Source organism: Streptomyces sp. WMMB 322, assembly GCF_900090145.1.
GTDB lineage: Bacteria > Actinomycetota > Actinomycetes > Streptomycetales > Streptomycetaceae > Streptomyces.
Genome location: NZ_FMHI01000003.1, coordinates 466,221 through 485,955, shown reverse-complemented (window position 1 = coordinate 485,955; position 19,735 = coordinate 466,221). Strand labels below are relative to the sequence as shown.

Genomic DNA, 19,735 nt, shown 5'->3' with positions numbered 1-19,735 from the left:
ACGCGGGACGGCTCCGCCCAGCAGCGCGCCGGTGTGGACGGAGCCGCACCACATGAGTCCGAAATGTCCAAATTCCGGCGCTTGTGGCGAAGCGGGGCACTCTTCTCGGAGGGCCTGCTCCCCGAGGGCACGACCGGGCCGCGTGCGCATCCCGCGGTCCGTTTCTTCATCCGCTGGGTCCGTCGTCCCCTGCTGCCCGTGCTCCGGCTGTGGCGGCGGAACATCCAGCTGCGCGTCGTCGCCGCGACGCTTCTCATGTCACTCGGTGTGGTGCTGCTGCTCGGCATCGTCGTGATCGGCCAGGTGCGCAACGGTCTGCTGGACGCCAAGGAGAAGACGGCCCAGAGCCAGGCTGCGGGTGGCTTCGCGGCCGCCCAGGAAATGGCCGACAGCGCGGGCAGCGGCCGCAGCGGCGCGGGACAGGGCCGCCCGGGCAGCGGAGGACGCAGCGCGCAGAACACGGGCACCTGGCTGAACAACCTGGTGGAACAGCTCGCGAGCGGCGGCCAGGGGGTCTACTCCGTCGTTGCGCTCGGCTCCCAGAACGACGAATCGCCGTTCCTGGGGAACGGCCGGTCCACCACACGCGGACCCCGTGCCTCCGGCGACATCCGTCCCGAGGAGAGCATCCCCGCGGACCTGCGCAAGGCCCTGGACAAGCAGCCCGGCACCCATCAGCGCTACGCGAAGGTCGTCCGCCAGGACGGGAGCAGCACCGCCGGACTCATCGTCGGCAAGCGGCTCAACGACGCCGGCGGAGCTCCCTACCAGATGTACTACGTCTTCCCCTTCACGCTGGAGGAGGAGTCGCTCAATCTCGTCAAGGGCACTCTGGCAACGGCCGGGGTGTTCGTCGTCGTGCTGCTGGGCGCGATCGCATGGCTGGTGGTGCGGCAGGTCGTCACACCCGTACGGATGGCTGCGGGCATCTCCGAGCGGCTGGCGGCCGGCCGGCTCCAGGAGCGGATGAAGGTCACGGGCGAGGACGACATCGCCCGGCTCGGCGAGTCCTTCAACAAGATGGCGCAGAACCTCCAGGTGAAGATCCAGCAGCTGGAGGAGCTCTCCCGCATGCAGCGCCGCTTCGTCTCCGACGTCTCCCACGAGTTGCGCACACCGCTCACCACGGTCCGCATGGCCGCGGACGTGATCCACGAGGCGCGGGACGAGTTCGACCCCGCCACCGCGCGTTCCTCGGAGCTGCTGCTCGGGCAGCTCGACCGGTTCGAGTCCCTGCTGGGCGATCTGCTGGAGATCAGCCGCTTCGACGCCGGAGCCGCCAATCTCGAGGCCGACCCGATCGACCTGCGAGACATCGTGCGCCGCGTCGTCGACGGGTGCGAACCGCTCGCCGACCGGAAGGGAAGCCGCATCCTGGTGCGCGGCGATGAGAACCCCGTGGTCGCGGAGGCGGACGGGCGCCGGATCGAGCGAGTGCTGCGCAACCTGGTCGACAACGCCATAGAGCACGGCGAAGGCCACGACGTGGTGGTCAGGCTGGCATCCGGAGGCGGAGCGGTCGCGGTCGCCGTACGGGACTACGGCGTCGGGCTCAGCAGCGGTGAGGCGGAGCGGGTCTTCAACCGCTTCTGGCGGGCGGACCCGGCGCGGGCCCGTACGACAGGAGGCTCCGGCCTCGGCCTGTCCATCGCGCTCGAGGACGCCCGGCTGCACGGCGGATGGCTCCAGGTGTGGGGCGCTCCGGGAGGCGGTTCACAGTTCCGCCTCACGCTGCCCCGCAGTGCAGGGGAGACGCTGCGCTCCTCGCCGATCCCGCTCCAGCCCGCGGACGCCCGCCGCAGGCGGTCTGCGGGCGGGCAGCGTGGCCGCAAGGGCTCGGTACCGGCCCAGGGACGGCAGGAAGCCGCTCCGTCCCGGGCGGACGGGGCGGAGGCACCGGCTCCGGGGCCGGTCCCGAAAGCGGCCCCGGCGTCCGGGGCCACGGCCGCACGGCCCGCCTCCGCGCTCGCCGCGCCGCGCGCCGGCGCTTCGGGTGCCGAGGACGAGCCGAGGAGCGAGGACGGAGAACGGTGATGGGTGCAGAGCGGCGAAGGCGCGGCCCACGGACTGCGGCTGTCCAGCTGACCGCGGTGGCCCTGCTGCTGTCGGGCTGCGCTTCCATGCCGGACGACGGCACCGTCGATCACGTCGACTCCTCGCGCCGCGCCGATCCCGACTCGCAGGTGCGCGTCTTCGGCGTGAGCCCGCAGAAGGGCGAGAAGCCGCAGCAGATCGTCCGCGGCTTCCTCGAGGCGACGACGAGCGACGAGGCGGCCTTCTCGACGGCGAAGGAATACCTCACCGAGGGAGCGGCGGACGACTGGGACCCCTTCGCCGCCACGAGCGTCCTCTCGGGCGGGCCGAGCCCCGGCACCGCGCGGAAGGACACGGGCGGCGGCAGCGGCTTCACCGTCCGGGTGACCGGCACGCGCGTCGCCGAGGTCGACTCCGCCCACGCGTACTCGCCCGACGAGGGCGAATACGCGGAGGACTTCCACCTCTCCAAGGACCACGGGGAGTGGCGGATCAACCACCTCCCGGACGGGCTGGTGCTCGGCGAGTCCGACTTCCAGCGCATCTACCGTCCGATCAACAACTACTACTACGCGGAACTGGGCAGCGACGCCGAGTCGATCACGGGAGGCAAGGACGTCCTGGTGGCCGATCCGGTGTTCCTGCGCCGCCGGATAGATCCCGTCACGGCGACGGTCGACGCACTGGTGGCAGGCCCGACCGGCTGGATCGCTCCGGTGGTGCGCTCGGCCTTCCCCCGGGGCGCGCGGCTCGCCCGGGGGCAGCGTCTGTCCCTGGACGACGCCGGAGCGCTGACGGTACGGCTCAACTCGAAGGGCGCCGGCGTGGGCGAGCGGCGCTGTGTGCGCATGGCGACGCAGGTTCTGCACACGGTGCAGGACCAGGCGTCGGCGAAGGTCAGCAAGGTGGTGCTCGCCGGCCCCGGAGGCCGCACACGGTGCGAGCGCACTCGCGAACAGGCCGAGGACAACGAGCCGGGGCGGCTCAACGGCCGTGCGTCGCACCAGTATTTCGTCGACGGCGATCACCGTGTCTCCTTCTTCGACGAGGACAGCGAGGATCCGCGGCCGGTCGCGGGGGCGCTGGGCAAGGGCGAGACGGAGATGGGCGCCGTCTCCGTCAACCGCGCCGAGCAGGAGGGCGCGGCGGTCTCCCGCGCTCGCCGGTCTCTCTATGTCACGCGCCTCAGGGAGGGCGCCGATCTGGGCGAGCCCGTGCTGACGAGCAAGGCGAAGCGCGAGAACGAACGGCTGACGGCACCCAGTTGGGACGGCCTCGGCGACCTGTGGATCGCGGACCGCGACCCGGACCACCCGCGCCTGCTGCGCCTGGCAGGAGGCAAGGAGAAGCCCGAAGAGGTCGATGTGCCGGGTCTGGGCGAGGGGGAACGGATCGATTCGCTCCGGATCGCGTCGGACGGTGTACGCATAGCGCTGCACATACGGCAGAAGGACGGTTCGCGGGATCTGCGGCTCGGCCGCGTCCAGCGCCAGAGGACGGCCGACGGTTCGCGTGCGAGGGTGACCGCACTGCGGCCTCTTGCACCGCAGTTCGAGGACGTCGCGGCGATGTCCTGGGCGGGGGGCAGCCGACTCGTGGTCGTCGGGCGCGAATCCGGAAGTGTGCAGCAGATGCAGTACATCGAGACCGACGGCTCCACTTCGGACCAGCCGACACTTCCCGGTATCAACGACGTGACGGGCGTTGCCGCTTCGGAGGACGAGAGCAAGCCTCTGCTGGCCGACTCGGAGGACGGCATCCTGCGGCTGCCTCCCGACGCCAACTGGAAGACGCTGACCGACAGCGGTACCAGCCCCGCCTACCCCGGCTAGGGGCTGTGGCCGGGCCTTCCCCGGCCGCAGCCCGGAACATCCGTCGGCGCTGGTCCGGGGGTTTTCCACAGGCCTGGCGGCGCGATGCTGCCGCTGGGAAAGTGGTCGCCGTGCGGGAGTTGTGGCAAGGACTCAACCAGGAACTCGCAGGTCTGGTGCTTCCGTCCGAGTGCGCCGGGTGCGGACTGCCGCGGGTGCGCGGGGAATTGTGCGCGCGGTGCGGTGGAGCGCTTGCCGGTGCTCGGCCGAGTCGGGTGCGTCCCTGGCCCGTTCCGCCCCGGCTTCCGCGCGTGTACGCGGCGGTGCCGTACGACGGAGCTGCTCGGGCCGTGCTGCTCGCTCACAAGGAGCGCGGGGCGCTGCGCCTGGCGCGTCCGCTCGGTGGACTGCTGGCAACGGCGGTTCGGGAAGCCCGCATACATGCTCGGAGAGCACCCGGGAAAGGGGTGGGGGAAGAACAGAAAAGGCCGCTGACACTCGTGCCGGTGCCGTCGGCGCGGCTCGCGGTTGCGGGCCGCGGACATGATCCGGTGCGGCGCGTCGCCCTGGCGGCCGCCCGTGAGTTGCGCAGAGAAGGGCTGCCCGCGCGCGTGCTGACTGTGCTCAGGCAGAGACGCACGGTGGCCGACCAGGCAGGGCTGACGGCACGGGAGCGGGCGGTGAACCTCAGCGGCGCGCTGGAGTTGGTGCCGGGCAGCGCAAAGCTGCTGACCGGAGAGGAGACGCTGCTGGTCGATGACGTGATGACAACAGGTTCGTCTCTCGCCGAGGCGGCTCGCGCCCTTGGGGAGGGAGCACGGACCGTGAGTGCGGCGGCTGTTGTCGCGTTCAGACGAAAAGCTGAAAAGCCGCCTTGGGAAACCGCAGACAATTAGCAGGCACCAAGCGCTTTCGCGGGGCGTTGGTGCAAATTGATACCTGAACGTAGGTACGTGCCAGTAGGGGGTGCCCAGCATCCTCCCGTGGAGGTACGTTCGATGTGGGGTGACGATCTTCCCCAAGGGGGAGAAGGAGGTGAAAGTCGCAAGCCCAGGTTCCGGAGGCTGGCGGCAAAGGCCGGTCCCGCCTCCGGTGTCAGTGCACAAAGGAGACACTCCGTTTAGCTAAGGCGGAGTGCTTCGGGAACGGAGTTCTGCGTGGACATCGTCGTCAAGGGCCGCAAGACAGAGGTGCCCGAGAGGTTCCGGAAGCATGTGGCCGAGAAGCTGGCGAAGATCCAGAAGCTCGACGGAAAGGTGATCAACCTGGATGTCGAGGTGTGCAAGGAACACAATCCCCGGCAGGCGGACCGTTCCGAGAGGGTGGAGATCACCCTCCGCACTCGCGGGCCGGTCATTCGTGCGGAGGCAGCGGCCTCCGACCCCTACGCGGCACTCGACCTGGCATCAGCAAAGCTCGAGGCACGGCTGCGCAAACAGCACGACAAGCGCCGGGTACACCGTGGAGGGAGCCGCACGCCGATCAGTGTGGCGGCAGCCACCGCACACCTCGCGGCAGAACTCAACGGACAGCTCGACGCCGCGGCGGAGGCCTCCGCACCGGCACAGACCGAAGAGAAGCCGATGACCACCAGGGTGGGCCCGCTGGAAGTCCAGGGCGACGGACCGCTCGTCGTCCGCGAGAAGACCCACGCTGCCGCGCCGATGGCTTTGGATCAGGCTCTTTACGAAATGGAGTTGGTCGGCCACGACTTCTACCTCTTCGTCGACTCCGAGACCAAGCAGCCGAGCGTCGTCTACCGTCGGCACGGCTACGACTACGGCGTGATCCATCTGGACCCGGACCCGTTCGCCGTGGATCCGCCTCCCGAAGCCGGCGGCGCACTTGGTGGCTGACCGTCCGGAACCGTTGAGACCACGCCCCCGGCCGGGCCGAGAACCCGGCCGGGGGCGCGAACGTGGAAGTATGGCCTCACTCGTCAACCTCTGCCCTGTGCAGCGCGGTTGGCGCGGCATAGCCTGCAGGGGGAGGATTGATGGCGGAAAGCTTCGGGCCTGTGATGCCCATGGCGGAAGCGCGCCCGGTACGGGGCGCGTTGGAGGACGGTGCCCCGCATGAGCGGCAGCAGCCGGAGCCGATCCGAGTGCTCGTCGTGGACGACCACGAACTCTTCCGGCGCGGACTGGAGATCGTCCTGGCGCAGGAGGAGGACATCCAGGTCGTCGGCGAGGCGGGGGACGGGGCCGAAGCCGTCGAGAAGGCCGCCGACCTGCTGCCCGACATCGTGCTGATGGATGTACGGATGCCCAAGCGCGGCGGCATCGAAGCCTGCACCTCCATCAAGGAGGTGGCGCCCAGTGCGAAGATCATCATGCTGACGATCAGCGACGAGGAAGCCGACCTCTACGACGCCATCAAGGCCGGAGCCACCGGCTATCTCCTCAAGGAGATCTCCACGGACGAGGTGTCGGCTGCGATCCGCGCAGTGGCCGACGGCCAGTCCCAGATCAGCCCGTCGATGGCTGCGAAGCTGCTCACCGAGTTCAAGTCGATGATCCAGCGTACGGATGAGAGCAAGCTGGTTCCGGCCCCGAAGCTGACCGACCGCGAGCTGGAAGTGCTCAAGCTCGTGGCGACGGGCATGAACAACCGCGACATCGCGAAAGAGCTCTTCATCAGCGAGAACACCGTCAAGAACCACGTGCGCAACATTCTGGAGAAGCTCCAGCTCCACTCACGCATGGAGGCCGTGGTCTACGCGATGCGGGAGAAGATCCTGGAGATCCGCTGACCGGAGCACGCGTGGGAGCACAGCGGACCGCGCACCGCGCACAGCGGACCGCGCACAGCGGACCGCGCACAGCGGACCGCGCACCGCGCGGGAAGCCCGGCCACGCAGACCGGGCCTTCCTCACACGCCCCCCGGCCCTTCCGCCAGGGCATGAGCCAGTGCTTCCGCGAGCTTCGCGTCGTCGCAGCGCTCCACCCGCACCTCCTCGCAACCGACCCACGAGGCCGCTTCCCACAGGGCCTTGGCCATCGGCGCGACTGCCTTGCGGCCGGCCATGGAGACCTGGCGGGCCAGCAGGGTCCTGCCCTCCCGACCCGGATCGACCCGGCCCAGCAACCTGCCGCCCGAGAGCAGCGGCATCGCGAAGTAGCCGTGTATCCGCTTCGGTTTGGGAACGTACGCCTCGAGCCTGTGCGTGAAGCCGAATATCCGCTGCGTACGCGGCCTGTCCCAGACCAGGGAGTCGAACGGCGAGAGCAGCGTCGTACGGTGCCGCCCCCGTGGCGAGGTCTCCAGAGCGACCGGGTCGGCCCAGGCGGGCTTCCCCCAGCCCTCGACCTCGACCGGAACCAGGTCCGTGTCCGGAAGCACCGCGTCCACCTGTTCTCCCTTGAGCCGGTGGTAGTCGGCGAGGTCGGCGCGTGTCGCGACGCCCATCGCCGCCCCCGCCTGCGCGACGAGACGCCGCATGCACTCGCGGTCGTCGATGTCGTCGTGCAGCAACTCGTCCGGGATGGCGCGCTCGGCGAGGTCGTAGACCCGCTTCCAGCCGCGCCGTTCGGTGCAGACCACCTCGCCCGTGTCGAGCAGCCACTCCACGGCGATCTTCGTCTCGGACCAGTCGAACCACTCGCCGCCGTTCTTCCCGCCGCCCAGCTCGGTCGTGGTCAGCGGCCCGTCGGTCTTGAGCCTGTCCCGCACCAGTGCACAGGCCGCCTCCCGGTCCTCCAGGATGTGCCAGCGGTGCCCGCGGGCACGCCGCTCACGGCGCCTGAAGGCGAAGTGCGGCCACTCCTCCACGGGCAGGATGCACGCGGCGTGCGACCAGTATTCGAAGCTGTGGCCGCCCGTCCAGTACGCGGATTCGACGGCGGACCGGCCGACGGCGCCCAGCCGTGCGTACGGAACGAGCTCGTGCGAGCGGGCCAGGACGGAGATCGTGTCCAACTGGACGGCGCCCAGCCTCCGCAGCACACCGCGTACCCCCGCACGCCGGTCCGGCGCGCCCAGCAGCCCCTGTGCGGCGAGGGCCACCCGGCGGGCCTCGTCGGCGGAGAGCGACACATCCACAGTCGTCATGCCGCAGAACCATAGACGCACCCACTGACACCCCGGCCCGGCGGAACGGAACCCTCCTCCGGGATCAGGGCCCCCGCATCCCCGGCGGAAGCGGCGCCCGGTGCGGACCACCGGTCAGCGGCACCCGCGCCCGCCCGCGCCCCGCGCTCATCTGCCCGCGTCCGGCCGGTCAGCCGCCGGCGGCCGACCGGCCGGACGCGGGCAGATAAGGCGTCTCCATCTGCCGCCCGAGATCGACGGGCAGCAGCGTCGCCACCCACGCGTCCCGTCTCGTGCCGCGCTGGACGATCCGCGCCCGCTGCGTCCCCTCCATCACGAAACCCAGCCGCAGCGCAACCGCCCGTGACGCGACGTTCCCGGCCTCCGCCACCCACTCCAGGCGTTCGGCCTTGAGCTCCGAGAACGCCCAGCCGATCACGGCGCGCCCCGCCTCCACCGTGTAGCCCTTGCCCCGGTGCTCCTTCACCGCCCAGAAGCCCAGCTCCGCCTGCCGTTCCGGGGTGCGCAGCTGGGCCAGCCGCACCAGGCCCATCGAGCCGACAAGGACACCCGATTTCGTGAAGACGCCGAAGTTGTACATCGTGTCCTCCCGCCAACCCGCCCGGCTGACGCCGAACACGAAGTCCTGCGCGTCCTTGAGCCTGTAGGGATCGGGCACCGGTATCCAGCGCACGATCTCCGGGTCCTGGCAGGCTGCCCGGACCTGCTCCACGTCTCTCTCGTCGAGCGGACGCAGCAGCAGGCGTTCGGTGGTGAGAGTGGTGGGCTCCATGGGGTGATTGTGCCTCCGGGCCCTGTGCCGGGCCGGTCGGCACCCGGCCGGCCGCCTGCCGCGGCACCTTCCAGCACTCCGGACCGTTAGGGGTACAGGGGCGTACGTCCCTCGCATACGATGGCCGGTGCGGCCGCGACGGTATCGCCGTGTCCGCGCACTGACCGTGCCAGGTTCGACCGGCAAGGAGCCACCCTAAGTGTCCGTCTTCGGCAAGCTCATGCGCGCAGGTGAAGGGAAGATCCTGCGCAGGCTGGACCGCATCGCGCGGCAGGTGAATTCCATCGAAGAGGACTTCGTGGACCTGTCCGATGCCGAGCTCCGGGCCCTCACGGATGAGTACAAGGAGCGGTACGCGGACGGCGAAAGCCTCGACGACCTGATGCCGGAGGCCTTCGCGACCGTGCGGGAGGCCGCGAAGCGCGTACTCGGCGAGCGTCACTACGACGTCCAGATCATGGGCGGTGCGGCGCTGCACCTCGGATACGTCGCGGAGATGAAGACCGGTGAGGGCAAGACCCTGGTCGGCACGCTGCCCGCGTACCTGAACGCCGTCTCGGGCAAGGGCGTCCACATCATCACGGTGAACGACTACCTCGCCCAGCGGGACTCGGAGTGGATGGGCCGCGTCCACCGATTCCTCGGCCTGAACGTCGGCTGCATCGTGGCGCACATGACGCCGGCGGAGCGCCGCGAGCAGTACAACTGTGACATCACCTACGGCACCAACAACGAGTTCGGCTTCGACTACCTGCGCGACAACATGGCCTGGTCGAAGGACGAGCTCGTCCAGCGCGGCCACAACTTCGCGATCGTCGACGAGGTCGACTCCATCCTCATCGACGAGGCGCGGACGCCGCTGATCATTTCGGGGCCCGCCGACCAGGCCACGAAGTGGTACAGCGACTTCGCCAAGCTCGTGAAGCGCCTGGAGAAGGGCGAGGCCGGCGACCCCCGTACGCAGAAGCCCGAGACCGGCGACTACGAGGTCGAGGAGAAGAAGCGCACGGTCGGCATCCATGAGCAGGGCGTCGTCAAGGTCGAGGACTGGCTGGGGATCGACAACCTCTACGAGTCGGTCAACACGCCCCTCGTCGGCTATCTGAACAACGCCATCAAGGCCAAGGAGCTCTACCACAAGGACAAGGACTACGTCGTCATGGACGGCGAGGTCATGATCGTGGACGAGCACACTGGCCGAATCCTCGCCGGCCGCCGCTACAACGAGGGCATGCACCAGGCGATCGAGGCCAAGGAAGGCGTGGAGATCAAGGACGAGAACCAGACTCTCGCCACGATCACCCTGCAGAACTTCTTCCGTCTCTACGACAAGCTCTCGGGCATGACCGGTACGGCCATGACGGAGGCCGCCGAGTTCTACCAGATCTACAAGCTGGGTGTCGTCCCGATCCCCACGCACCGGCCCCTCGCCCGCGCCGACCAGGCCGACCTGATCTACCGCACCGAGGTCTCCAAGTTCGACGCGGTCGTCGACGACATCGCGGAGAAGTACGAGAAGGGCCAGCCGGTGCTGGTCGGCACGACCTCGGTGGAGAAGTCCGAGTACCTCTCGGAGCAGCTCAACAAGCGCGGCGTACGCCACCAGGTGCTCAACGCGAAGAACCACGAGCGTGAGGCCGCAATCGTCGCCGAGGCGGGCCGCAAGGGCTCCGTCACGGTCGCCACGAACATGGCCGGCCGCGGCACCGACATCAAACTCGGCGGCAACGCCGAGGGCATGGCGGAGAAGGAGCTGCGCGACCGCGGGCTGGACCCGGTCGAGAACGCAGAGGAGTGGGCGGCGTCGCTGCCGGCCGCGCTTGAGAAGGCGGAGCGCTCCGTCAAGGACGCGGTCGAGGAGGTCAAGGAACTCGGCGGTCTGTACGTGCTGGGCACCGAGCGGCACGAGTCGCGGCGCATCGACAACCAGCTGCGTGGCCGCTCGGGCCGTCAGGGCGACCCGGGCGAGTCCCGCTTCTACCTGTCGCTGGGCGACGACCTGATGCGCCTGTTCAAGGCGCAGATGGTGGAGCGCGTGATGGCCATGGCGAACGTGCCGGACGACGTCCCCATCGAGAACAAGATGGTGACCAGGGCGATCGCCTCCGCGCAGTCCCAGGTCGAGCAGCAGAACTTCGAGATCCGCAAGAACGTCCTGAAGTACGACGAGGTGCTCAACCGGCAGCGTGAGGTCATCTACGGCGAGCGCCGCCGCGTCCTGGAAGGCGAGGACCTGCACGAGCAGGTGCGGCACTTCATGGACGACACCATCGAGGCGTACGTGCAGGCCGAGACGGTCGAAGGCTTCGCCGAGGAGTGGGACCTGGACCGGCTGTGGAGCGCGTTCAAGCAGCTCTACCCCGTGCGGGTGACCATCGAGGAACTGGAAGAGGCCGCCGGGGAACGCGAGGGCGTCACAGCGGAGTTCATCGTCGATTCCGTCAAGGACGACATCCACGAGCAGTACGACGCGCGTGAGGCGGAGCTCGGCAGCGAGATCATGCGTGAGCTCGAGCGGCGCGTGGTCCTCTCGGTGCTCGACCGCAAGTGGCGTGAGCACCTCTACGAGATGGACTACCTCCAGGAGGGCATCGGCCTGCGTGCCATGGCGCAGAAGGACCCGCTGGTCGAGTACCAGCGCGAGGGCTTCGACATGTTCCAGGCCATGATGGACGGGATCAAGGAGGAGTCCGTCGGCTACCTGTTCAACCTGGAGGTCCAGGTGGAGCAGCAGGTCGAGGAGGTCCCCGTCCAGGAGAAGCGTCCCGACGAGAAGGCCTCGCTGGAGAAGGAACCGCAAGAGGTGGTCCCCGCGGGTGCAGCGGCGGGCGGCGCTCCTGCCATCCGGGCCAAGGGCCTGGACGCACCGCAGCGTCCGGACCGGCTGCACTACTCCGCGCCGACCGCCGAAGGCGGCGTCGAGGAGGGCGAGTTGGAGACCGGCAACGGTGGCCCCGTCCGCTCCGAGGCCGACGGCATGACCCGGGCGGAGCGCCGCAAGGCGCAGAAGGGCAAGCGGCGCAAGAAGTGAGCCGCGCCCGCTGACCGAGGGCGGTCCTGTGCTGCGCCCCGCCGGAGAGGAGCTTCCGGCGGGGCGCAGCGCTGCGGTCCGGAAACGGCGGCCCGCGGTGCCCGCTGCCTCAAGGCCGGTTCGAGGGCGACTGCCCGTCCAGTTCCACCGCCGCGCAGCGCCAGCGGCGGTCCGGGCAGAGTTCCAGGCGGAAGGCCATGGCCCGCTGCCGGTTGCCCGTGACGATTCGCGCGAACGCCTCGATGACTCCGTCGCTGGGGCGGGTGCCGCGGGCATCCAGCACGGCCGGACTCGTGCGGTCCGTTCCGCGCGGGCGCAGCGGAGCGTGCGAGGCGAGGCCTGAGAGCTCTTCGTAGGCGGAGCTGCGGATGTGCCCCAGGAGCGAGTGGACGGGCCGCTGTCCGCTGAGCACGAGGACCAGTCGGCTGGCGAACCAGAAGGGCGGCTGCCGCTCCCGCTCCCTGGCGGCCGCGGCCCGCAGCGCGGAGGCCGACGGGGAAGCGGCGGTGCGGCCGCTCACGGGGCGGGCCGTGACGGGCCCCGGGCGCCGGGTCTCCGGGCGGCGCGAGTCCCGGCGGCCGGGCGGTGCCTTGCGCGCGGCGGTCCGGTGATTCCGGGGCGAGGCGGCAGCGGGTGGTGTGGGTGTGGTGTCCATGGGGTCCCCCGACAAGTGGCGAGATGCGGTGAGCGGTCTGGGAAGCGGCGGTGGACGGCCACGGGAGGGCCGCCGGACGCCGGTGTTTACCGAGCGGTAGCTTCACTCACGGTTGTATCTGCGTGACCGCGTGGTCGCAATGCGTGACGAACCGTGCGGCGGGCCGCCCGTGCGATTCACCTATCAGGACGGCCGTTGGAGAGGGGTTGACAGTCAACCCCTCTCACCTGCGGCTTTGTGTGGTAGTCGAAGGGCGGGCAGGCGGCGTGCGGCCCGTATCCTGGCGTGGCAAACCCTCCGGCGATACACGAAAGCGGCAGCCCATGCGTGTCTACGTGCCTCTGACCTTCCCAGCGCTGCGTGACGCCCACCGGGCCGGTGAGCTGGCGCCGGAGCGTGGCGGCACGGTCGCGTACGCGGTCACGCCGGGCCTGCGTGAGTGGTATCTCTCCGACGACAGCGAGGAGTTGGAGTACGCGGCACTCAACCGGGCGGCCCAGGCGTCGCTGCGGCTGCTGGCGGTGAGGCCGGAGGTGTCCCGCCGCCGCGTGGTGCTGGCCCTCGACGTCGAGGACGCCGTGGTCTCCTTCGACCCCGGCCGCGGCCTGGACCGTGAATCCCTCGGGGAGGTGCGCATCGAGGGCCCTGTACCGCTGTCGAAGGCGGCGGCCGTACACATGGACTCCGGCGAGGCCGAGGCGGACGTGGCCGCTGCGGCCGATGCGCTCGGCGCGGCGGACATGGGCGACGACGATGCCCGGTTCACGGTGGACGGGGCCGAGGACCACGAGCTTCTCTGGTTCGCCACGCAGGAGATCCCGCATCTGACCGACTGACGAGGGCGGCGCGGATCACCGAGTGCCACGGCTCACACGAATCGGCGGGACCGGGCGCAGCGGACGCTGCCGGGGTGTACCGGCGGAACGCGGCGAGGCGTCAGGACGGCCGAATCCGGTATCGCGTTGTCACACCCCGGACGTACCGTCGTATGCATGGGTCTGGGACAAAAGCACAGACGGTCCGCTCACATCGTCTGGGACTGGAACGGCACGCTGCTGCACGACATTCACGCGGTCATCGCTGCGACGAACGCCGCCTTCGCCGAGCTCGGACACCCTTCCATCACGCTGGAGCGCTACCGCGAGCTCTACTGCGTTCCCGTCCCGCGGTTCTACGAGCGGCTGATGGGGCGGCTGCCCAGCGCGGAGGAGTGGGAGGTGATGGACGAGACCTTTCACCGGCACTACTGGCGGCAGGCGGAGCACGCGGGCCTGGCCGACGGTGCGGCGGAACTGCTCACGAACCTCGCGGCGGCCGGGCACACGCAGTCGCTGTGCTCGCTTGCTCCGCACGACCGGCTCGTCCCGCTCCTGCGGACACACGGGATCGACGGGCACTTCGTCCGTGTCGACGGCGCGAGGGGCTCCACCGGAAGCGGCAAGGCCGAGCAGATGGCGCGCCATCTGCTGTCCCTGCACGGCGTACGGGCGGAACGCACGGTGGTCATCGGAGACGCCGTGGACGATGCGAAGGCTGCGGCGCACGTGGGCGCCCGTGCCGTGCTCTACACGGGCGGTTCGCACAGCCGGGCGAGCCTGGAGACGGCCGGTGTGCCCGTGGTGGACACCTTGGCCGAGGCCGTCGAGACGGCCGAACAGATAACCGCATAGCCGTGGTCGGGGCCGCCGGCACCAACAGGTTCGGCAGGCGCGGCAGTCGGTGCGGCCGGTGCGGCCGGTGCGGCCGGTGCGGCAACGGGCGGGAAGAGAACCGGGAGCCGGGCGGTGAGGAAAACGGCGCAGGAACGGGCAGCCGTACGGCCGTTCCGCACGGGGCAGGCGGTTTCCCGTTGCTGTCCACTCCGTCCAAGACCAACCCCCGATTTTGTACACATAAGGTCTATGACGGCCCCCGGTGCGGTGGCTGTAGCCTACGGGGCGTGATCAGCGCGATATCTCCCGGGGGCCGCGCGGCCCCCGCCCGGTGCCCGTTGCGCGACAGCGCCGAGGGCCGCCGCTGGTCGTACTCCACGGCACGCGTCGAGCCCCGGGCGACCGCCCGCGTTCTGATGCCGTGTCCGGACAAGCCCACGCCATTTCACGTCACGCAACGGCGCGCGACAGGAGCCACAGGACATGCAGACCAAGCTGGACGAAGCAAAGGCCGAGCGGCTGGAAGAGGCCGCCCGGGTAGCTGAGGAGAGCCCGGCCGGGGGACACCACCCGGCGCGGGGTCTCGAGAACGGGGCGCTCAGGGCGTTCCTCCAGCGCTACTACCTGCACACCGCGCCCGAGGACCTCAAGGACCGCGACCCGGTCGACATTCTCGGTGCGGCGTTCTCGCACTACCGTCTGGCGCAGGAGCGGCCCCAGGGCACGGCCAACGTGCGTGTGCACACCCCGTCGGTGGACGAGAACGGCTGGACCTGCACGCACACGGTCATCGAAGTCGTCACCGACGACATGCCCTTCCTCGTGGACTCCGTCACGAACGAGCTGTCCCGGCAGCACCGTGGCATTCACGTCGTGATCCACCCGCAGATGATCGTGCGCCGTGACGTCGCGGGGAAGCTGCTCGAGGTGATGGACGCCGGGCGCAGCAAGCTCGGTCAGCAGCCGGTGCGCGAGTTGCCGCACGACGCCCTCACCGAGTCCTGGATCCACGTCGAGGTCGACCGTGAGACCGAGCGTGACGACCTCAAGCAGATCACGGACGATCTGCTGCGCGTCCTCTCCGACGTGCGCGAAGCCGTCGAGGACTGGCGCAAGATGCGCAGCGCGGCGCTCGGCATCGCCGACGAGCTGGACTCCGAGCCCGCCGCCCCCGACCTGCCCGACCAGGAGGTGGAGGAGGCGCGGGAGCTGCTGCGCTGGCTCGCCGACGACCACTTCACCTTCCTCGGCTTCCGCGAGTACGAGCTGACGGAGGAAGTCCCCGACGGGGAAGAGAAGTTGACGCTCACCCCGGTGCCGGGCACCGGTCTGGGCATCCTGCGGTCCGACCCGCACCAGACCTCCGGCGACGAGGGCCACCCGGTCTCCCCGTCCTTCAGCCGCCTTTCCGTGGACGCCCGCGCCAAGGCCCGTGAGCACCGCCTTCTGGTGCTGACGAAGGCCAACAGCCGGGCCACCGTGCACCGTTCGTCCTACCTCGACTACGTGGGTGTGAAGAAGTTCGACGCCGAGGGCAACGTCGTGGGCGAGCGGCGCTTCCTCGGCCTCTTCTCCTCCGCCGCGTACACGGAGTCGGTGCGCCGCGTGCCCGTCATCCGCCGCAAGGTCGCCGAGGTGCTCAGCTCCGCGGGGTTCGCTCCGGACAGTCACGCCGGCCGGGACCTGCTCCAGATCCTGGAGACCTATCCGCGCGACGAGCTGTTCCAGATCCCCGTGGACCAGCTGCGTTCCATCGCCACCTCGGTGCTCTATCTGCAGGAGCGCCGTCAGCTGCGGCTGTATCTGCGCAAGGACGAGTACGGGCGGTACTACTCGGCCCTCGTCTACCTGCCCCGTGACCGCTACACGACGACAGTCCGGCTTCGGCTGACGGAGATCCTCACCGAGGAACTGGGCGGCACCAACGTCGACTTCAGCGTCTGGAACACCGAATCGGTGCTGACCAGGCTGCACTTCGTGGTCCGGCTCAAGCCGGGCGCACGGCTGCCCGAGCTGACCGACGCCGAGGTGACCCGGATCGAGAGCCGTCTGGTGGAGGCCGCGCGGTCCTGGGCCGACGGCTACGCGGAGGCGCTGACAGCCGAGTTCGGCGAGGAGCAGGCCGCGGAACTGGGTCATCTCTACAGCGCCAACTCCTTCCCCGAGGGGTACAAGGCCGACTTCCCGCCGCGTGCCGCGGTCGCGGACCTTCAGCATCTGAACAGACTCGCGCGAGGCGACGGCACAGCCGACTTCTCGCTCAGCCTCTACGAACCGGTCGGCGCCGGGCCGGGCGAGCGCAGATTCAAGATCTTCCGCATCGGTGAGCCCGTCTCGCTCTCGGCCGTCCTGCCGGCGCTGCAGGCCATGGGCGTCGAGGTCGTCGACGAGCGTCCGTACGAGTTGCGCTGCAGCGACAAGAGCAGGGCGTGGATCTACGACTTCGGCCTGCGCATGCCCGTCTCCCACGCGCACGGCCTCGGTGAGGACGCACGCGAACGCTTCCAGGACGCCTTCACCGCCGTGTGGACGGGCCGCGCGGAGAACGACGGACTCAACTCCCTCGTGCTCTCCGCCGGTCTGACGTGGCGGCAGGCGATGGTGCTGCGTTCCTACGCGAAGTATCTGCGGCAGGCCGGTGCCACCTTCAGCCCGACGTACATGGAGGACACCCTCCAGCACAACGTGCACACGACGCGGCTGCTGGTGAACCTCTTCGAGGCCCGGCTCGACCCCAGCCGCTCACAAGCCGGGCACGAGCTGACGGACGGCCTGCTGGAGGAGCTGGACGGCGCGCTCGACCAGGTCGCGAGCCTCGACGAGGACCGCATCCTGCGCTCGTTCCTCACCGTCATCAGGGCGACTCTGCGTACGAACTACTTCCAGAGTGCCGGTGCGGGCAGCCGGGTGGGAGGCGCGAAGGACCCGTCGGCGGGGCCGCACGAGTACCTGTCGGTCAAGCTCGACCCGCAGGCCATCCCCGATCTCCCGGCGCCGCGCCCCGAGTACGAGATCTGGGTGTACTCGCCTCGCGTCGAGGGTGTGCACCTGCGCTTCGGCAAGGTCGCGCGAGGCGGTCTGCGCTGGTCGGACAGGCGTGAGGACTTCCGGACGGAGATCCTCGGCCTGGTCAAGGCGCAGGAGGTCAAGAACACCGTCATCGTGCCGGTCGGGGCCAAGGGCGGCTTCGTCTGCAAGCAGCTCCCGGACCCGGCGGAGGACAGGGACGCGTGGCTGGCCGAGGGCATCGCCTGCTACAAGACCTTCATCTCGGGGCTGCTCGACATCACGGACAACCTCGTCGTGGGCGATGTGGTGCACCCCGAGGACGTGGTCCGTCACGACGAGGACGACACCTACCTCGTCGTCGCCGCCGACAAGGGCACCGCCACGTTCTCCGACATCGCCAACGAGGTCGCGCAGGCGTACGGCTTCTGGCTCGGTGACGCCTTCGCCTCGGGCGGCAGCGCCGGCTACGACCACAAGGGCATGGGCATCACCGCCCGCGGTGCCTGGGAGTCCGTCAAGCGGCACTTCCGCGAGCTGGATCACGACACCCAGACGCAGGATTTCACGGTCGTGGGCGTCGGCGACATGTCGGGCGACGTCTTCGGCAACGGCATGCTGCTGTCCGAACACATCAGGCTGATCGCGGCCTTCGACCACCGGCACATCTTCCTCGACCCCGACCCCGACGCGGCCACCTCGTACGCGGAGCGCCGACGGCTGTACGACCTGCCGCGCTCCTCCTGGGAGGACTACGACACCTCGCTGATCTCCGCGGGCGGCGGCGTCTATCCGCGCACCGCGAAGTCGGTGCCGGTCAGTCCGCAGGTGCGGGCGGCGCTCGGCATCGAGTCGAAGGCCGGCAAGGTCACTCCGGCCGAGCTGATGCGGGCCATTCTCGCCGCCCCGGTCGATCTGCTGTGGAACGGCGGCATCGGCACGTACGTCAAGGCGTCGACGGAGACCGACGCGGATGTCGGCGACAAGGCCAACGACGCCATCCGCATCGACGGCCAGGACCTGCGCGTGAAGGTCGTCGGCGAGGGCGGCAACCTGGGCCTGACCCAGCTGGGCCGCATCGAGTTCGCCCTGAACGGCGGCCGTGTCAACACCGACGCCATCGACAACAGCGCGGGCGTGGACACCTCCGACCACGAGGTGAACATCAAGATCCTGCTCAACGCGGTCGTGGCGAACGGGGACATGACCGTCAAGCAGCGCAACAGCCTGCTGTCGGACATGACAGACGAGGTGGGCGAGCTGGTCCTGCGCAACAACTACGCGCAGAACGTCGCGCTGGCCAACTCGATCGAGGTCGCACCGGGCCTGCTTCAGGCGCACCACCGGCACATGCGCCGCCTGGCCAAGGAGGGCCGGCTCGACAGGGAGCTGGAGTTCCTGCCCAGCGACAAGCAGATCCGTGACCGGCTCGCAGCCGGAGCGGGCCTGACGCAGCCGGAGTTGGCGGTGCTGCTCGCGTACACCAAGATCACGCTGTCGGACGACCTGATCGCCACCCAGCTCCCCGACGATCCGTACCTCCAGCAGCTGGCTCACGCCTACTTCCCGCGGCAGCTGCGCGAGCAGTTCCCCGAGGAGATCATCGGGCACGCGCTGCGACGCGAGATCGTCACGACGCTGCTGGTCAACGACACGGTGAACACCGGCGGTTCCAGCTTCGCCCACCGCATGAAGGAGGAGACGGGAGCGTCGACCGAGGAGGTCGTGCGCGCGCACACCGCCGCCCGCGCCATCTTCCGGCTCGGCGAGATCTGGGACGAGGCGGAGGCGCTCGACAATGTCGTCGCCGCGGATGTGCTCACCAGCATCAGGCTCCAGTCGCGCCGCCTCGTCGAGCGCGGCACACGGTGGCTGCTGAACAACCGGCCGCAGCCGCTGCAACTCGCCGAAACGATCGAGCTGTTCAGCGACCGGGTGGCGGCCGTGTGGGACGAGCTGCCCAAACTCCTCAAGGGCGACGACCGCGTCTGGCACCAGGCGATCCTGGACAGGCTCGCCGAGGCCGGCGTCCCGTCCGAACTTGCCATGCGGGTGGCCGGGTTCTCCGCGGCCTTCTCCGGGCTGGACGTGGTGGCCGTCGCCGACCGTACGGGCGTGCAGCTGCTCGACGTCGCCGCCGTCTACTACGACTTGGCGGACCGGCTCGGCATCACACAGCTCCAGGAGCGCGTCAGCGAACTGCCACGTGCAGACAGGTGGCAGTCCATGGCCCGCTCGGCGATCCGCGAGGACCTGTACGCGGCACATCAGCTGATCGCCGCGGACGTGCTCTCGGAGGGCGACGGGACGGCGACGCCCGAGCAGCGCTACGAGAAGTGGGAGGCGAAGAACGCGACGATCCTCTCGCGTGCCCGCGCCACCCTCGACGAGATCCAGGCGTCGGAGACCTTCGACCTGGCCAACCTCTCGGTCGCCATGCGGACGATGCGCACGCTGCTGCGCAGCAACCGGTGAGCACCCCGGAGAGCTGAAGGTCCCGGCCGGGGGAAGCCCCGGAGGGGCCCGGCGGTCCCCGTGCGGTCACCCGTACGGGGACCGCCGCATGCGTGCCCCGCCCCGTCGGGGCCCGTGTCCCAGGCCGGGGGCACGCATGGGGCACGCGTTCGGCCGTACCCAGGGCGCACCGTGAGCCCGGCCGGTCTTCACTGGAGGGGACCGCAGGGGAGGCCCATGCGTACAGAGCCGAACGCCGCTTCCGCTTC

General features: G+C 69.7%; 12 protein-coding genes. 9 read left to right on the top strand and 3 right to left on the bottom strand.

Going from position 1 to position 19,735, the window contains the following annotated elements; translation table 11 throughout:
- Window positions 1-63: 63 nt before the first annotated feature.
- The 5 genes from mtrB to H180DRAFT_RS07930 all read left to right on the top strand — a co-directional run bounded on the left by mtrB (window position 64) and on the right by H180DRAFT_RS07930 (window position 6,597).
- Complete coding sequence (gene mtrB, locus H180DRAFT_RS07950; RefSeq protein WP_055485315.1) at window positions 64-2,034, top strand: MtrAB system histidine kinase MtrB; 1,971 nt, start codon at window positions 64-66, stop codon at window positions 2,032-2,034.
- Window positions 2,034-3,866: an LpqB family beta-propeller domain-containing protein gene (locus H180DRAFT_RS07945; protein ID WP_055485236.1), complete on the top strand. Its 1,833-nt coding sequence runs from the start codon at window positions 2,034-2,036 to the stop codon at window positions 3,864-3,866. Before mtrB ends, H180DRAFT_RS07945 begins: the two co-directional genes overlap by 1 nt.
- Before the next feature lie 329 nt (window positions 3,867-4,195).
- Window positions 4,196-4,741: a ComF family protein gene (locus tag H180DRAFT_RS07940; RefSeq protein ID WP_368073114.1), complete on the top strand. Its 546-nt coding sequence runs from the start codon at window positions 4,196-4,198 to the stop codon at window positions 4,739-4,741.
- A gap of 261 nt (window positions 4,742-5,002) precedes the next feature.
- Window positions 5,003-5,701: a ribosome hibernation-promoting factor, HPF/YfiA family gene (gene raiA, locus H180DRAFT_RS07935; RefSeq protein ID WP_055485235.1), complete on the top strand. Its 699-nt coding sequence runs from the start codon at window positions 5,003-5,005 to the stop codon at window positions 5,699-5,701.
- A 140-nt stretch (window positions 5,702-5,841) separates the two neighbouring features.
- Complete coding sequence (locus H180DRAFT_RS07930; protein ID WP_055485234.1) at window positions 5,842-6,597, top strand: response regulator; 756 nt, start codon at window positions 5,842-5,844, stop codon at window positions 6,595-6,597.
- 120 nt (window positions 6,598-6,717) lie between these two features.
- Here the strand turns inward: H180DRAFT_RS07930 and H180DRAFT_RS07925 are convergent, their stop codons facing one another.
- Together H180DRAFT_RS07925 and H180DRAFT_RS07920 are read right to left on the bottom strand one after the other, a co-directional pair.
- A complete protein-coding gene (locus H180DRAFT_RS07925) occupies window positions 6,718-7,896 on the bottom strand; it encodes a winged helix-turn-helix domain-containing protein (RefSeq protein WP_055485233.1) in 1,179 nt (392 codons plus the stop codon).
- Window positions 7,897-8,065: 169 nt separating this feature from the next.
- Window positions 8,066-8,668 (bottom strand): GNAT family N-acetyltransferase, encoded by a 603-nt coding sequence (locus H180DRAFT_RS07920; RefSeq protein ID WP_055485232.1) that lies wholly within the window; start codon window positions 8,666-8,668, stop codon window positions 8,066-8,068.
- Window positions 8,669-8,867: 199 nt separating this feature from the next.
- Here H180DRAFT_RS07920 and secA point away from each other — a divergent pair, with 199 nt between their 5' ends.
- Window positions 8,868-11,699, top strand: coding sequence for a preprotein translocase subunit SecA (gene secA, locus H180DRAFT_RS07915; protein WP_055485231.1), 2,832 nt, complete (start codon window positions 8,868-8,870; stop codon window positions 11,697-11,699).
- A 109-nt stretch (window positions 11,700-11,808) separates the two neighbouring features.
- On the opposite strand, the gene H180DRAFT_RS07910 is transcribed toward secA, so the two are convergent.
- Window positions 11,809-12,219: an Rv3235 family protein gene (locus H180DRAFT_RS07910; protein ID WP_254665917.1), complete on the bottom strand. Its 411-nt coding sequence runs from the start codon at window positions 12,217-12,219 to the stop codon at window positions 11,809-11,811.
- A 458-nt stretch (window positions 12,220-12,677) separates the two neighbouring features.
- Between H180DRAFT_RS07910 and H180DRAFT_RS07905 the strand changes: the two genes are divergently transcribed.
- The 3 genes from H180DRAFT_RS07905 (at window position 12,678) to H180DRAFT_RS07895 (ending at window position 19,487) form a co-directional block, all read left to right on the top strand.
- A complete protein-coding gene (locus tag H180DRAFT_RS07905) occupies window positions 12,678-13,190 on the top strand; it encodes a DUF6912 family protein (RefSeq protein WP_055485230.1) in 513 nt (170 codons plus the stop codon).
- 156 nt (window positions 13,191-13,346) lie between these two features.
- Window positions 13,347-14,024 (top strand): HAD family hydrolase, encoded by a 678-nt coding sequence (locus tag H180DRAFT_RS07900; protein WP_055485229.1) that lies wholly within the window; start codon window positions 13,347-13,349, stop codon window positions 14,022-14,024.
- Window positions 14,025-14,489: 465 nt separating this feature from the next.
- The gene (locus H180DRAFT_RS07895) at window positions 14,490-19,487 is read left to right on the top strand and encodes an NAD-glutamate dehydrogenase (protein WP_055485228.1); all 4,998 of its coding nucleotides are present in this window, start codon (window positions 14,490-14,492) and stop codon (window positions 19,485-19,487) included.
- The last annotated feature ends 248 nt before the right edge of the window (window positions 19,488-19,735 follow it).

Bases quoted from the DNA above. Each gene is read 5' to 3' on its own strand.
- H180DRAFT_RS07895 (WP_055485228.1), top strand. From the start codon at position 14,490: ATGCAGACCAAGCTGGACGAAGCAAAGGCCGAGCGGCTGGAAGAGGCC.
- H180DRAFT_RS07900 (WP_055485229.1), top strand. From the start codon at position 13,347: ATGGGTCTGGGACAAAAGCACAGACGGTCCGCTCACATCGTCTGGGAC.
- H180DRAFT_RS07905 (WP_055485230.1), top strand. From the start codon at position 12,678: ATGCGTGTCTACGTGCCTCTGACCTTCCCAGCGCTGCGTGACGCCCAC.
- H180DRAFT_RS07920 (WP_055485232.1), bottom strand. From the start codon at position 8,668: ATGGAGCCCACCACTCTCACCACCGAACGCCTGCTGCTGCGTCCGCTC.
- H180DRAFT_RS07930 (WP_055485234.1), top strand. From the start codon at position 5,842: ATGGCGGAAAGCTTCGGGCCTGTGATGCCCATGGCGGAAGCGCGCCCG.
- H180DRAFT_RS07925 (WP_055485233.1), bottom strand. From the start codon at position 7,896: ATGACGACTGTGGATGTGTCGCTCTCCGCCGACGAGGCCCGCCGGGTG.
- mtrB (WP_055485315.1), top strand. From the start codon at position 64: ATGTCCAAATTCCGGCGCTTGTGGCGAAGCGGGGCACTCTTCTCGGAG.
- H180DRAFT_RS07945 (WP_055485236.1), top strand. From the start codon at position 2,034: ATGGGTGCAGAGCGGCGAAGGCGCGGCCCACGGACTGCGGCTGTCCAG.